This is a genomic window from Oleiphilus messinensis (genome assembly GCF_002162375.1).
Taxonomy (GTDB): domain Bacteria; phylum Pseudomonadota; class Gammaproteobacteria; order Pseudomonadales; family Oleiphilaceae; genus Oleiphilus; species Oleiphilus messinensis.
This window is the reverse complement of record NZ_CP021425.1, coordinates 2,489,746-2,504,798: the sequence shown is the minus strand read 5'-3', so window position 1 is coordinate 2,504,798 and position 15,053 is coordinate 2,489,746. Positions and strand designations below refer to the sequence as shown.

The 15,053-nt window shown below is 48.2% G+C and carries 15 protein-coding genes; 3 read left to right on the top strand and 12 right to left on the bottom strand.

What is annotated here, in order from left to right; all coding sequences use genetic code 11:
• Nucleotides 1-10 precede the first annotated feature (10 nt).
• A complete protein-coding gene (locus OLMES_RS10985; protein ID WP_087461305.1) occupies nt 11-1,696 on the bottom strand; it encodes a glutamine--tRNA ligase/YqeY domain fusion protein in 1,686 nt (561 codons plus the stop codon).
• A gap of 178 nt (nt 1,697-1,874) precedes the next feature.
• Here OLMES_RS10985 and OLMES_RS10980 point away from each other — a divergent pair, with 178 nt between their 5' ends.
• Nucleotides 1,875-2,369, top strand: coding sequence for a peptidylprolyl isomerase (locus OLMES_RS10980; RefSeq protein ID WP_087461304.1), 495 nt, complete (start codon nt 1,875-1,877; stop codon nt 2,367-2,369).
• Nucleotides 2,370-2,373: 4 nt separating this feature from the next.
• On the top strand, nt 2,374-3,108 hold the full coding sequence (locus OLMES_RS10975; RefSeq protein ID WP_087461303.1) for a UDP-2,3-diacylglucosamine diphosphatase: 735 nt from the start codon (nt 2,374-2,376) through the stop codon (nt 3,106-3,108).
• 107 nt (nt 3,109-3,215) lie between these two features.
• Here the strand turns inward: OLMES_RS10975 and miaE are convergent, their stop codons facing one another.
• The gene (gene miaE, locus OLMES_RS10970) at nt 3,216-3,845 is read right to left on the bottom strand and encodes a tRNA-(ms[2]io[6]A)-hydroxylase (RefSeq protein ID WP_087461302.1); all 630 of its coding nucleotides are present in this window, start codon (nt 3,843-3,845) and stop codon (nt 3,216-3,218) included.
• Between the two features lie 311 nt (nt 3,846-4,156).
• On the opposite strand from miaE, the gene acnB reads away from it, so the two are divergent.
• Nucleotides 4,157-6,745: a bifunctional aconitate hydratase 2/2-methylisocitrate dehydratase gene (acnB, locus tag OLMES_RS10965; RefSeq protein WP_087464441.1), complete on the top strand. Its 2,589-nt coding sequence runs from the start codon at nt 4,157-4,159 to the stop codon at nt 6,743-6,745.
• A 65-nt stretch (nt 6,746-6,810) separates the two neighbouring features.
• On the opposite strand, the gene tmk is transcribed toward acnB, so the two are convergent.
• The 10 genes from tmk to OLMES_RS10915 all read right to left on the bottom strand — a co-directional run bounded on the left by tmk (nt 6,811) and on the right by OLMES_RS10915 (nt 14,931).
• On the bottom strand, nt 6,811-7,446 hold the full coding sequence (tmk, locus tag OLMES_RS10960) for a dTMP kinase (protein WP_198343301.1): 636 nt from the start codon (nt 7,444-7,446) through the stop codon (nt 6,811-6,813).
• Nucleotides 7,447-7,474: 28 nt separating this feature from the next.
• The gene (mltG, locus tag OLMES_RS10955) at nt 7,475-8,545 is read right to left on the bottom strand and encodes an endolytic transglycosylase MltG (RefSeq protein ID WP_087461301.1); all 1,071 of its coding nucleotides are present in this window, start codon (nt 8,543-8,545) and stop codon (nt 7,475-7,477) included.
• A gap of 2 nt (nt 8,546-8,547) precedes the next feature.
• Nucleotides 8,548-9,372 carry an aminodeoxychorismate lyase gene (gene pabC / locus OLMES_RS10950; protein ID WP_157678263.1) on the bottom strand — a complete coding sequence of 275 codons (825 nt, stop codon included), beginning with the start codon at nt 9,370-9,372 and terminating at the stop codon, nt 8,548-8,550.
• 95 nt (nt 9,373-9,467) lie between these two features.
• Entirely contained in the window at nt 9,468-10,712 is a 1,245-nt protein-coding gene (gene fabF, locus OLMES_RS10945; RefSeq protein ID WP_087461299.1) for a beta-ketoacyl-ACP synthase II, read from the bottom strand.
• Between the two features lie 150 nt (nt 10,713-10,862).
• Nucleotides 10,863-11,096 carry an acyl carrier protein gene (acpP, locus tag OLMES_RS10940; protein WP_087461298.1) on the bottom strand — a complete coding sequence of 78 codons (234 nt, stop codon included), beginning with the start codon at nt 11,094-11,096 and terminating at the stop codon, nt 10,863-10,865.
• A gap of 137 nt (nt 11,097-11,233) precedes the next feature.
• Nucleotides 11,234-11,977, bottom strand: a complete 744-nt coding sequence (gene fabG / locus OLMES_RS10935) for a 3-oxoacyl-ACP reductase FabG (protein WP_087461297.1) — start codon at nt 11,975-11,977, stop codon at nt 11,234-11,236.
• 35 nt (nt 11,978-12,012) lie between these two features.
• Nucleotides 12,013-12,951 (bottom strand): ACP S-malonyltransferase, encoded by a 939-nt coding sequence (fabD, locus tag OLMES_RS10930; protein ID WP_408635156.1) that lies wholly within the window; start codon nt 12,949-12,951, stop codon nt 12,013-12,015.
• Nucleotides 12,952-13,012: 61 nt separating this feature from the next.
• Nucleotides 13,013-14,029 (bottom strand): phosphate acyltransferase PlsX, encoded by a 1,017-nt coding sequence (plsX, locus tag OLMES_RS10925; protein WP_087461295.1) that lies wholly within the window; start codon nt 14,027-14,029, stop codon nt 13,013-13,015.
• 97 nt (nt 14,030-14,126) lie between these two features.
• Nucleotides 14,127-14,306, bottom strand: a complete 180-nt coding sequence (gene rpmF, locus OLMES_RS10920) for a 50S ribosomal protein L32 (RefSeq protein WP_087461294.1) — start codon at nt 14,304-14,306, stop codon at nt 14,127-14,129.
• A gap of 103 nt (nt 14,307-14,409) precedes the next feature.
• The gene (locus tag OLMES_RS10915) at nt 14,410-14,931 is read right to left on the bottom strand and encodes a YceD family protein (RefSeq protein ID WP_087461293.1); all 522 of its coding nucleotides are present in this window, start codon (nt 14,929-14,931) and stop codon (nt 14,410-14,412) included.
• Nucleotides 14,932-15,053: the final 122 nt, after the last annotated feature.

Sequence of the window (15,053 nt, the reverse complement as noted above, 5' to 3'; positions counted from 1 at the left end):
AGTCGCTATATTACTTGCCTTCTATCTTTGACCAGGAGTCCCGAAGCGTAACGGTTCGATTGAAAACCAGCTTACCGTTCGATTCTGACTTGTCGTCTCGATAAAAATAACCTTCGCGCTCAAATTGGTAGGGAAGATCCGAGTTTTTATCCGACAATGAATATTCACCTACTGCACCCGACAAAACGGTGAGCGACTCAGGGTTTATATTCTGAGTGAAGTCCTCCACACCTTTACCATCGGGGCTGGGCACATTGAACAGTCGATCATACAATCGCACCTCGACCGGCGTGTTCTTCTCCTGACACACCCAGTGGATCACCCCTTTCGCCTTGTAACCTTCAGGATTTTTACCAAGGGTCTCCGGATCAAACTCTGCGATGACTTCAATCACTTCCCCTTCATCATTTGTCACAAACTCCTTACAGGTGACAACATAGCCCCCCCGGAGTCGGACCGCAAAATCAGGCGCTAAACGCTTCCATTTTTTGGGCGCTTCGATAGCAAAATCATCCGCATCAATCAACAGATTCCTGCTCCAATAAACGGCCCGCTTGCCCATTTCCTCGATCTGGGGATGCACGGGCACCTCCAGCGATTCAATTTTATCTTCGGGATAGTTACGCAGCGTCAACTTGATCGGATTAAGCACACACATTGCTCTTGGCGCACGATTATTCAGGTCATCCCGGATCGCATGCTCAAGCATGGCAACATCCACGACACCCTCACTACGGGTGATACCAACCGACTCACAGAAGTTCCGGATTGATTCCGGGGTAAACCCACGCCTGCGCATTCCAGCGATGGTTGGCATTCGAGGATCATCCCACCCGGCAACAACCCCATCATCAACCAGTTTTTTGAGCTTGCGCTTACTGGTGACCGTGTAATTCAAGTTTAACCGGGCAAATTCAATCTGCTGCGGGTGACACGAAATCGTGATGTTATCCAGCACCCAGTCGTACAATGGGCGATGATCTTCAAACTCCAAAGTACAAAGTGAATGGGTAATCCCCTCCAAAGCATCAGAAATCGGATGGGTAAAATCGTACATCGGATAAATGCACCATTTATTCCCGGTTTGATGATGCTCCACATTACGAATGCGATACAGTATCGGATCTCGCATGTTAAGGTTCGGGGAAGCCATATCGATTTTCGCTCTCAAGGCGTGAGCGCCATCGGGGAACTCCCCATTCTTCATCCGCTCGAGCAAGTCCAGATTTTCTTCTACCGACCGATCACGATATGGACTATCGATTCCTGGTTCAGTGAGACTGCCACGACTTTGTCTGGCCTCCTCTGGTGACAAACTACAGACATAAGCTTTGCCAGACCTGATCAGCTCCAACGCATAGTTGTATAACTCATCAAAATAGGCTGAAGCATGACGAACCGGACCATTCCACTGGTAGCCGAGCCATTTCACATCATCCTGAATTGCATCGATATAGACCTGCTCTTCTTTCTCCGGGTTAGTGTCATCAAATCGAAGATTGCAAACGCCACCCTCATAAGCCTGCACCAAACCAAAATTGAGGCAAATTGACTTTGCATGCCCGATATGAAGAAAGCCATTTGGCTCTGGCGGGAATCGGGTACAAACATTGCCATCGTGTTTTCCGTTCGCCACATCCTTATCGATAATTTGCTTAATAAAATGACCACTGGTTTTTAGTTCTTTGTCTGCCATAACCTTTTCTGTAAACCCGAAGAATGAAACACCGCATTATAAATGCTGAGAAAAAAAATTCCTCACTTAAGAACGATAAAATATGTATTTCTTTTGAGGTTTTAATACAATACCGGATGAAACCCTGTCCCGACTTACCGGTACACTGAATTAATGGCACAAAAATGGACCAATCTGAATGATTAAACTCAAAACCAACATGGGTGAAATCACCCTTAAACTTGACCATGAAAAAGCGCCCGTTACAGCAGCAAACTTCGAAACCTACGTCAAAGAAGGCTACTACAACGGTTTGATATTTCACCGGGTTATTAAAAATTTCATGATTCAAGGCGGCGGGTTTGAGCCTGGCATGTCTCCCAAGAAAACGCGGGAGCCGATCCAGAATGAGGCCAAAAATGGATTAAGCAACAAAATTGGCACGGTCGCAATGGCGCGCACAATGGATCCACACTCAGCCAGCGCACAGTTTTTCATTAACGTCGCGGACAACGGATTTCTTGATTTCACAGCCGAAACCGTTGAAGGCTGGGGCTATGCAGTTTTTGGCGAAGTCGTAGATGGCCTGGACGTTGTAAACAAAATCAAGGAAGTTTCAACCACGATGCGCGCCGGCCATCAAGATGTCCCCGTTGAAGACGTTATTATCGAGACTGCCGAGATTATTGAATAACAGCATGAGTTGCACAGTATTCATATCAGATCTACATCTTGAGGAAACGCGCCCGGAGATTACGGACGCGTTTATCTCGTTTCTTGAACACAAATGTCACAATGCGGATCGGCTCTACATCTTGGGAGACCTTTTTGAGGCCTGGATTGGCGATGATGAGCATACCCCACTCCAGAACACCATTGCCGAGCAACTCCTGGCACTCAAAAATTCCGGCACCACCATTTACTTCCAACATGGAAACCGGGATTTCCTGCTACAGCAAGACTATGCAACACGCTCAGGAATGGAGCTGCTACCCGAGGAAGCCGTCATTTCGCTCTACGGCACCCCGGTGCTATTAATGCATGGTGACAGTCTTTGCACACGGGATACAGGGTATATGCACTTCCGCAAAACGGTTCGGACACCGGTATCCCAAGCCGCATTTCTGGCCCGATCACTAGACGAGCGGAAACTCGTAGCCAAACAAATGCGCCAACTCAGCCAAGCTCAGAACTCGTCCAAATCGAACGAGATTATGGATGTAACTGAAGCAGAAGTAGAAAGCGTGATGACCCATCACCAGGCTCAATACCTGATTCAAGGCCACACTCATCGGCCGAAGATCCACGACCTGACAATTCTCAGCCAGCCTGCCAAACGTATCGTTTTGGGTGATTGGGAAAACAGTCTGTGGTACTTGCGCTGGCTCGAAAACGGTGAGTATCAGCTTCTGCATGAGCCGATAAAGCTTTAAATCGGCGAAACACTTTCAAGCTCACCGCAACCCCTGACAGCGATACATCATCTGGCACCCTTACAGTGCTGCGTATCGCTGCAGGCTTACAATTTTATCCAATCTCATCAAACCGCTTCAGGTTGTATGGCATCAGTTTTGACCGGGCCACTGTGGAAACGAAACTCATCATCAGAATCCAGAATAAGACGGGCTTCCGCCTCCGCAAAAAATGCAACGCGCTCGTTTATGGGTTCATCCGAATACTTTGAAGCCAACTTCAGGTAGTCTTTGAAATGCCTGGACTCGGACTTTAGCAAAGACATGTAAAACTGCTGCAACTCATGATCCAGGAACGGTGCAACACAGGCGAACCGCTCGCAGGAGCGCGCCTCAATAAAGGCCCCAACGATCAGTGTATCAATCAATTTCCCGGGATCACTTGTCCGACAATGGGCTCGCAAACCACCAGCATAGCGTGCTGGAGACAAATGGTCGTAGGCTATCCCCCGTTTTTGCATAATCGCCAGCACCTGCTCAAAGTGACGCAATTCTTCACGAGCGAGTCTTGACATTTTATTCAACAAATCCGGCTTATCAACGTAGCGATACATTAAATTAAGCGCCGTAGACGCTGCCTTTTTTTCACAATGAGCGTGATCAATAAGCATGAGAGGCTGATTAGCTAGCGCGTTCTCCACCCATTTAGCGGGTGTTTCACACGCCAGAAACGCTTTTATTTCTGTCAAATCGACCATAAATACAACACTCACTTCTTAAGACGGTTTTCTCTAAAACATCCCCAACCCGGAACACACCTCAGCGCTGAGGGGGCGCAGTATACCGCAATCAAAAGCCAACGCCCACTTCAGAAAAGGTTTGAACACCCTCAAATTTCCCTGATATCACAACGCTTGCAGTCATCGTTATCCAGTATACAATAACGAGAACCTGTGCCAGACCTTAACTTTTGGCGTCATTTACCCTAAAATACGCCGGCTTAAATTTTGGTATGGCTACCAAATCTCCCTCAAAAGGGGAGCTTATACTGATTGATGAGGGTTTTATCGTGCTAGATGCTTATCGCAAACACGTAGAAGAACGCGCGGCTTCGGGAGTACCTCCCAAGCCATTGAACGCTGAACAAGTAAATGGGTTGGTCGAGTTGCTGAAAGCACCACCAGCAGGTGAAGAAGAGACGCTGCTGGATCTTTTGGCTAACCGCGTGCCACCAGGAGTTGACGAAGCCGCTTACGTAAAAGCGGGTTTCCTGTCTGCAATCGCCAAGGGCGAAGCGAACTCACCACTGGTCAGCAAAGAAAAAGCGGTTGAGTTGCTGGGTCTGATGCACGGTGGTTACAACATCGAAACACTGGTCAGCTTGCTGGATGATGCAACATTGGGCAGCCTGGCAGGCGAGCAATTGAAAACAACCCTTTTGATGTTCGATGCATTTCACGATGTTGAAGAGAAAGCAAAAGCGGGCAATGAACATGCGAAAGCAGTAATGCAATCCTGGGCCGATGCAGAATGGTTTACTCAACGCCCTAAAGTTGCAGAAAGCATCAAAGTAGCCGTTTTCAAAGTAACCGGTGAAACCAACACTGATGACCTGTCCCCTGCTCCAGATGCGTGGTCCAGACCGGATATCCCACTGCACGCACGCGCAGCTTACAAAATGGCTCGGGAAGGACTGAACCCTGAAGAGCCTGGCGTAACTGGCCCAATGGCGCAAATCGACGAGATCAAGGCCAAAGGCATTCAAGTTGCATTCGTTGGTGACGTTGTTGGCACCGGCTCATCACGTAAGTCTGCCACGAACTCCGTTCTGTGGTTCTTCGGCGATGACATTCCTGGCGTTCCAAACAAACGTGGTGGCGGTATTTGTATCGGTGGCAAAGTTGCACCGATCTTCTTTAACACCATGGAAGATGCCGGCGCACTGGTATTTGAAGCGCCTGTTGATGAGCTTAACATGGGTGATATCATCGAGATTCGTCCATATGACGGCAAAATTCTATCCGAGTCCGGTGATGTGCTGTCCGAGTTCGGATTCAAATCTGATGTAATCCTGGATGAAGTTCAGGCTGGCGGCCGGATCAACCTGATCATTGGTCGTGGCTTGACCGACAAAGCACGTACTGCTTTAGGCCTGGAACCATCCGAAATTTTCCGCCGCCCTGTTGATCCGGAAGCAAGCGACAAAGGCTTTACCCTGGCACAAAAAATGGTCGGTAAAGCATGTGGCGTAGATGGCGTACGCCCCGGCCAATACTGCGAACCGAAAATGACTACCGTCGGATCGCAGGACACCACCGGTCCAATGACCCGTGATGAACTGAAAGATTTGGCATGCCTGGGCTTCTCTGCAGATCTGGTTATGCAATCCTTCTGTCACACAGCAGCGTATCCAAAGCCAGTTGACGTTGAAATGCAACACTCCCTGCCTGATTTCATCATGACCCGTGGTGGTGTTTCATTGCGTCCTGGTGACGGCGTAATTCACTCCTGGCTGAACCGCATGTTGCTTCCAGATACCGTTGGTACCGGTGGCGATTCTCACACTCGCTTCCCTCTGGGCATTTCTTTCCCTGCAGGATCAGGCTTGGTGGCTTTCGCGGCAGCAACCGGTGTAATGCCACTGGATATGCCTGAATCGGTACTGGTTCGCTTCAAAGGTGAAATGCAACCTGGCATCACCCTGCGTGACCTGGTTCACGCCATTCCACTGTATGCCATCAAGCAAGGCTTGCTGACGGTTGAGAAGAAAGGCAAGAAGAACATCTTCTCAGGACGGGTTCTCGAAATCGAAGGTCTGGACCACCTGACCGTAGAACAGGCATTTGAATTGTCTGACGCATCTGCAGAACGCTCTGCAGCAGGCTGTACAATCACCCTGTCTGACGATTCCGTTTCAGAATACCTGCGCTCCAACATTGTTATGCTACGCTGGATGATTGCTGAAGGTTATGGCGACCCACGCACATTAGAGCGTCGCGCCCAGGCAATGGAAGAATGGCTGGCCAACCCAAGTCAAATGCGAGCAGACGCTGACGCAGATTACGCCGCAGTAATCGAAATCGACCTGGCTGACATCAACGAACCAATCGTATGCTGCCCGAACGATCCAGACGACGCAAAAGTGCTGTCTGAAGTTGCTGGCAACAAAGTCGATGAAGTCTTCGTGGGTTCTTGTATGACCAACATTGGTCACTTCCGTGCCGCCGGTAAACTGCTTGAACAAAACAAAGACGCTTTGAAAACCCGTTTCTGGGTTGCACCACCAACCAAAATGGATGCAGCACAGCTGATGGAAGAAGGCTACTACAACACCTTCGGCAAAAGCGGTGTTCGTACAGAGATGCCAGGCTGCTCTCTGTGCATGGGTAACCAGGCTCGTGTTGCACCACAAAGCACAGTTCTGTCTACCTCTACCCGTAATTTCCCGAACCGTTTAGGTGACGGCGCAAATGTTTACCTGACTTCTGCAGAGCTGGCCTCTGTCGGTGCAATATTGGGTAAACTGCCTTCGAAAGAAGAGTACATGGAGTTCGCTAAAGACCTTAATAACATGTCTGGCGAAATCTATCGTTACCTGAACTTCGACAAGATGGAAGCGTACCAGAAGGCAGCAGAGTCTGCTGATCAGTCCGCTTAAGCTTGACCGATCAAGCCCCCGTTTTCGGGGGCTTTTTTATTTGAATCAACCGCTTGTTAAAAATACTAAACAAGGCGCTGCAATATTACAGACAATTGCTCCTGCACGCTCTCCAGATCAACACTGGCATCCACGAGAGCATACCGACTCTGCCCGCCCGCGTTGGCCAACCCACGATAAAACCCACGTATTTTTTCGAAAAACTCACGCTGCTCTTGCTCAAACCGATCTAACTGTCCTCGATTCTTCGCTCTCGACATACCGATCTCTACCGGCGCATCAAGTATTACCGTACAATCCGGACGAAATCCGCCTTGTACCAGATTTTCCAATTGCTCTATTTGTTCCAGATCCAGGCCTCTGCCAGCCCCCTGATAGGCATAGGTTGCATCTGTAAATCGATCACACAACACCCAGGTTCCCTCCTCCAATGCAGGCTTGATCAACTGATTGACATGCTGAGCACGTGCAGCAAAAACCAATAGCAATTCTGCCATTGGATCGACAGACTCATCACGAGCCGCCAGCAAAATCGACCTAATATCCTCAGCCAAAGGGGTCCCCCCTGGCTCACGGGTGACACGACACTCAATTCCACGGGCTTCAAGCCATGCCTGAACAAAACGGATATTAGTGGATTTACCGACGCCCTCACCACCTTCGAACGTGATAAATTTGCCGGGTGTTATTTCATACTTCATATTTTATGGAAATCCCCTAAACTGCAGACTACTGCTGCGGAGCGGAGCGATAGTTTTGCTTGCGCCGCTCTATTTGATATTCTCTAACGGCACGCGTATGCGCCTTCAATGTTTCTGAAAATTGATGACTGCCATCACCTTTAGCAACAAAGTACAGATAGTTGGATTCATCAGGATTAAGTACCGCCTGAATAGATGCTTTTCCAGGCATGGCGATGGGTGTTGGGGGTAGTCCTTTAATTTTATAGGTATTGTAAGGTGTCACCCGCCTCAAATCTGCACGGGATATATTACCCTGATAGTCCTTACCCATACCATAAATAACCGTTGGATCCGTTTGCAACCTCATCCGCTTCAGCAATCTGCGGATAAACACACCCGCAATTATTTCACGCTCACCTTTTGCCCCAGTCTCTTTCTCGACAATCGATGCCAGGATTAATGTTTCGTATGGAGACTTGAGCGGCAATTCTCGCCCGGAGGCTAAATGCTGATTCCAGGCTGCCATCAAAGTTTCTTTCATTTTTGCATGTGCAGCCCGCAAGAGCTGAATATCACTATCGCCCTTTACGTACTGATAAGTATCCGGAAAAAACCACCCTTCCGGGTGACTTATTTCAAGGTCAAGCACCTTGAGTATCGCATCGGTATCAAGGCCTTGTAACTGATGATCGAGCTTTGGCTGATTTTCCAGGGCTTTCAAAACATCGGTAAATGTCCAACCCTCTATGAAGGTAACCTGATAAGCATTCACACTCCCGGATTTTAGCAACTGATCCAGTCCAGGGATTGTCACCCCTACCGGAATCGTATACTCCCCAGCCTTCAGATAGCCTTGATCAGGCCCGAATCGAGAATACAGCCGGTATAACGTTATGTCTGACACCACACCTGATTCTGAAAGCACAGCAGCAGATTGCAAACGATCTGCCACATTACCAAGCGTGTCGCCCCGCCTGACTTCAAAGGTAACCGGTGTAGTCACCCCGCTTAATTCCGCATGGATTCTCTGATGACCATAGGCAACTAAGAATAATACGACAAGAATCAATAGCACCACGGCCAGCAATGTACGCTTAACCCAAACCGAAAACAACATGACTAACCTAACTCTGAGCGCAGTAAAGATTCAACCGGCTGCCAGTCGAAATTGCCATTCAGTTGTTGCTGACCAATGACACTGACTTTCGACAACCCCGCTACGCTATTTACCACCGCAACGGCATCAGCACCGATAATTTCGTCCACCGTTAGCGGGACCTCGGCAACAGCTAGGCCAGCACTCGCGCCACACTCAAGCAAAAACTGCCGCGCCGTACCTCGAACACCACATTCAGACAAATCCGGCGTCACCAAAATACCGCCCTGAACCACTAAAAGATTAGCTTTAGTCGTTTCAATCACACGGTTCTGCCAATCCAGCATAAGTGCATCATCAAAACCAGACATCATTGCCTCCTGAGCCGCCACCACTTGAGTTAAGCGACTCATATGCTTTATTCCCGAGAAATCACCCCCAGCCGACAACCGCACACTTGCTGTCATTAGACGAACGGAGGAACTCACAGACGGCAACGAATGAAAGCTGATAACAAGGCGACTACTTGATTCCACTGGCGGCATATAGCCTCGTCCGCCATCCCCCCTGGTAAGGATAATTTTGACAACATACGAGCGCCCAACGGTCACATTAACATCCAGATACTCCGCAACAACACACGCCACTGTATCCGAAACCTCATCCGGCAAGGGTATTTTCAAACACTTGGCCCCCTCGACAAGCCGCTTTAAATGATAATGCCATAACGTCAACCGGCCATTATTAACCAATACCGTTTCGAATAGACCATCACCATAGGCAAACCCCCGATCCGTAACCGGCACACCATCTTGCCATTGTCCGTCCACCCAAGTGTTTGATGTCAAATCATCCCCCGTCAGACCATTATCTTAATTTAATCTATCGACTGAATCCGTATGAGTACTGTAACCCCAAGCAGTTATATTCGCCTGAATCGCAGTTATATTCGCCTGAATATCAGCGTTCCATTTGTACCACCAAATCCAAATGAATTACTTAACGCAACATCCACTTGCCTTTCCTGCGCAACATTAGGGGTAAAATTAAGATCACACCCTTCATCGGGATCCTCAAGATTCAGTGTTGGCGGAACGACGTTATGCTTCATCGCCAGCAACGACGCGATGGCCTCAACGGCTCCCGCTGCGCCAATCAGATGCCCCGTCATCGACTTTGTTGAAGACACATTAACCGTTGCGGCCAACTCACTACCCAGCAGACGTTTTATGGCATTGCACTCAGCAATATCTCCGGCTGGAGTGGAGGTGCCGTGGGCATTAATGTAATGGATATCTTCAAGGGCAATGTTCGCATCCTGGATAGCACGCGCCATGGATAAACGAGCGCCTTCCCCGTTTTCAGGGGGTGCCGTGACATGGAACGCGTCATCACTCATACCGAACCCAACCAGCTCGCCATAAATATTTGCCCCTCGTTTGCGGGCGTGTTCGTATTCTTCCAAAACGACCACACCAGCGCCATCACCCAGCACAAAGCCGTCACGCCCCCGATCCCAAGGCCGACTGGCACCTTCCGGATCATCATTCCGACGGGACAACGCTCGAGCGGATGCAAATGCAGCAATACCTACCGGCGTTGTCGCTACCTCAGAACCACCCGCCAACATCACATCTGCATCACCATAGGCGATCGTTCGTGCCCCATAACCAATACTATGCGTCCCGGTTGTGCAAGCTGTCGCCATCGCGATATTTGGCCCTTTAAAACCATAGCGCATTGCGAGATTGCCCGACACCATGTTGATAACTGCACCGGGCACAAAAAAGGGAGACACCTTCCGAGGACCGCTACTGGCGAGTATATTACAGCTTGCCTCGATGGTGCCTATACCGCCAATTCCACTTCCGATCGCCACCCCGACATTCAACTTCTCTTCATCGCTTAAATCAGCAATACCGGCATCCTGAACAGCTTGAATTGCAGCAATCAATCCATACTGAATAAATGGGTCAAGCTTTCGCGCTTCTTTCGGGTTTAAATACTCCGAGCTGTCTAGACCTTTCACTGCACCACAAATTTTTACACTAAAGCTTTCCGTGTCAAATGACTCAATCAAACTGATCCCACTCTTGCCATTGACAAGTGCTGACCAGAGCGCGTCTACCGAGTTACCCAGCGGAGTGAGCGCCCCCAAGCCTGTAACGACGACTCTTCTTGCTGTCATAATGTGATCCTTTCTCGTGTTTTCAACAAAATGAGGGGTTTATGCCACTGAAATATGACGTCTATATGAAAACCGATACAGACATATGAAAAAGCCGCTCAAATTCACATTTGAACGGCTTCGATGCTTGGCTATTTGAATTTTGATTATTTACAGATGAGAAATAATATAATCAATAGCGTCTTGAACAGTAGTCAGCTTTTCAGCCTCTTCGTCAGGAATTTCGGTTTCGAATTCCTCTTCCAGAGCCATAACCAACTCAACGGTATCCAGAGAATCGGCGCCCAAATCTTCCACAAATGACGATGTGTTTTGAACTTCAGACTCTTTCACTCCGAGCTGCTCGCAAACGATCTTCTTTACGCGCTCTTCTACTGTACTCATAGTTTCCTCACTTTTTATGTACCAAGCACTCATGGCGTGGTAGTCTAGATGAATCAATAATTGTAGACAAGATCAATTTCGCCCAACCATCGATATCAAGCGCTATTTCGCGCAATATGGAACGCTCTGGGCGAAATTTACCCCATATACATGCCGCCGTTAACGTGAATGACTTCACCATTAACGAATCCGGCTTCTTCGCCCACAAGAAAACCAACCACCGCTGCAACTTCTTCCGGGGTGCCAAATCGCTGCGCAGGAATCAAGTTAAACATTTCTTCTCGCTGATTTTCCGATAACTTCTTTGTCATATCTGTCTCGATAAAACCGGGAGCAACGGCATTAACAGTTATACCCCGACTCCCTATTTCCTTGGCCAGGGAGCGTGTAAAACCTTCAACACCCGCTTTCGATGCAGAATAATTGCACTGGCCCGCATTCCCCATTTCTGCCACAACAGAACTTATATTTACGACTCGACCCCACTTCGCCTTCGTCATGCCACGCATTACGGCTTTGGTTGTACGGTAGATGGAGTTCAGGTTGGTATTAATTACATCTAACCACTTCTCTTCTTTCATGCGCAACATCAAATCATCAGCAGTAATTCCTGCGTTATTGATCAGGATTTGTGGATCACCATACGCAGACTTAACCTGCTCGACACCTTGCTGGACCGAAAAAGAGTCGGCAACATCCATGACGATTCCATCACCTGGCAACCCCCACTTGGCAAAATAGTGGGAAATCGAAGAGGCACCCGCCTCGGTCGTTGCGGTACCCACAACAGTTGCCCCGCCACTGGCCATGGTTTTTGCTATCGCCTGACCAATCCCTCGACTGGCTCCAGTTATTAAGACAACCTTTCCTTGCAAAGACATGACGTTCTCCTTAAAACTACGTTCAGATTCTTATCTTATGTATTCAAAATGCTATCAGCCCGACTCAAGGAAACTGATTGCAACGATTTATCAATGCGCTTGGTTAACCCGGAGAGGACTTTTCCCGGACCACATTCAACCACTGTATCCACACCTTGCTCAGCCGCCCAACGAACAGAATCAGTCCACTTGACAGGGGAAAACAGCTGCTGAACCAGATTAGCTCTCAATTCTGCCACATTCTGTGCAGGTCTCGCAGTGACATTTTGAATTAATGGCAGGTTTGGCATTTTCAATTCCGCTTCGTTCAACGCCTGCTCAAACTCGCCTGCGGCTGTTTTCATCAATGAAGAATGAGCAGGAACACTTACCGAGAGCAACGCTGCCCGCTTAGCACCTCCAGCTTTAAGTGCTGCACAGGCACTTTCTAACAGATCATGGTTACCCGCAATTACGACTTGCCCAGGAGAATTAAAGTTAACCGCTTCGATAACACCGTGATTCGCGTCGGCAGTTATTTCAGCACAAATGCTCACCACCTCATCATCAGGCAACCCAAGAATGGCCGCCATACCACCCTCACCGACCGGAACTGCGCCTTGCATCAAGCCCGCTCGAACTGCAACCAGGGCAACAGCAGACTCAAACTCAAGCGCCCCCGAACAAACCAATGCCGAATACTCTCCAAGACTATGGCCCGCCATATATGAGGGCTGCGGTAATTCACTCCCTCCCAAATTATCCTGAATTGCCCTCCAGAGTGCGACACTCGCAACCAGAACAGCCGGCTGTGTTACCTGCGTTTGATTTAACTTATCCTCCGGACCATTTAACATCAGTTCCGCGATATCGTAACCCAATACTTGCGACGCCTGCTCAACGGTTTCCCGAACAACCGCAAACTGCTCAATATAATCAGCCAGCATACCCACAGACTGAGAACCCTGACCCGGAAATACATAGATACTGCTCATCATATACACACTTTGCTAATTTAGTTGACAGCGGTGCACCATACCGAAAAAAACAGGCAATTTAAATCAACCACTGATCCAAATGTTCATTAATCTTCTGCGGCACACCAGCTCGAACCTCGAGGGCAGCTTGCTCAATAGCCTTTCTAAACGCAAAAACACCAGCAGCTCCGTGGCTTTTGACAACCACACCATTCAATCCAAGCAAACTTGCACCATTAAGTGACTCAGGATTCAAACGACTCAACATTGGCTGAACCCATGGCTTCAAAACATAGGCCAAAAACTTAAGAAAACGATGCTGATGAAGAAAGTCATCCACTTTATAACGAACAAGTTGCAAAACACCTTCAGCTGTTTTTAAAGCGATGTTTCCCACAAACCCATCACAAACCACAACATCCGCTTTACCAAAAAACAGCTCATGCCCCTCAACGTATCCAACATAACTCAAGTCCTTATTATCACTGAGCATTGTTGCCGCCAGCTTGACCTGCTCCGGCCCCTTAATATCCTCACTCCCCACGTTTAAAAGCGCAATCCTGGGCTCGCAAACATCCATCGCCAGCTTCGCCATCAAGCCACCCATTACGCCATACTGATACAATTGCTCGCCACTGCAAACCAGGTTCGCACCTAGATCTAGGAACAAAAAGGGGTGATGTGAAGCATCAATATATTTGCAAATTGCAGGTCGTTCAATTCCAGGCAGCATCCTGACAATAGAGCGACTCAAGACCATAAGTGCTCCGGTGTTACCGGCACTAACACAACCATGAGCAGCACGATCCCGGACCAATTTTAAAGCAACAGACATTGAAGAATCCTGCTTACGCCGAAGCACAACAGCAGGTTTATCAGACATCGATACAACAGAGTCTGCATGCGCTAACGCAACCCTGTCTCGAAGTGATGAAGGTAGAGATAACAACAAAGCCCCGAGTTGATTCTGATTACCAACCAAAATCACACTAAGGGCTTTATCTTTTTTGAGCACTTTTGACGCAGCCTCAACGACGACCTTAGCACCAAGATCGCCACTCATCGCATCTAATGCCAATGTGATATTTTCAGCCAAGAAGCCGATGCTCCTCCGAAAATCACAAGACTAAGCATGAACTCGACAACTATTGTCGAAGCGTCATTAACAAACCAGATTCAGTTTGAGAAGCTAATTAGTCTTCAGATGACTCAATAACTTGCTTGCCACGATAAAAACCATCAGGTGTAACATGGTGACGACGATGGGTTTCACCTGTCGTTGGATCCACGGACAATGCAGATGATGTCAACGCATCGTGAGAACGACGCATATCACGCTTGGAACGGGTTTTTCTATTCTGCTGAACAGCCATTACCTATTACTCCTCAAACCATAGCGCCTCACGGCAGCTATTATCTAATTTCAAAAACATATGTAAATTCGAGACAATCAAACCCAGACCGCGTTAACACGATCTATTTTTTTGTTTTCATGCCAGCCAAAACACTAAAGGGATTATCCTTCTGCTTAGCCTGATCATCGAACTTTTCAGGTTGTGGCATTTTCACACCACAAGCCTCTTCATGATACGAAAACTGCGGCATTGCCAGGAGAAGCTCCTCCTGAACCACCTCGGCCAGTGAAACTTCATCGCCCTCAACAATCAGAGGATCATACTTCCTCGGAATTTGCGCAGCTTGATCATCCGTTCTGAGCAGGGCAAGCTCAAAGTCCGAGCCAACCTGAATCTCTACAGGCCCCAAACAACGCTGACATTCCACTAAAAGACTAGCAGTCACGGCTCCAGAGATCACTCTGTACCCCTGATCATCTTTGTGGAACCTCAAAGTCACAGAAACGACAGCATCCCCAGCATTGCCCACCAAAACCGATACCAACTCAGGCATAACAGCTAATGCGATAGTGCCAGAAATTGATATTTCTTGATCGGCGAATTTATAAGGATCTACAAATTTGGGTAATTCACAACTCGACATAAGCGCGCAATTCTATTTTCGTCATCTCTAATTGTCAAAATATTTATCGAAAAAACCAAAATTAATTTTTGCCACTATCCCACTTTGGCTTTTACCGATACACTTCCATGTCTAATACCGAG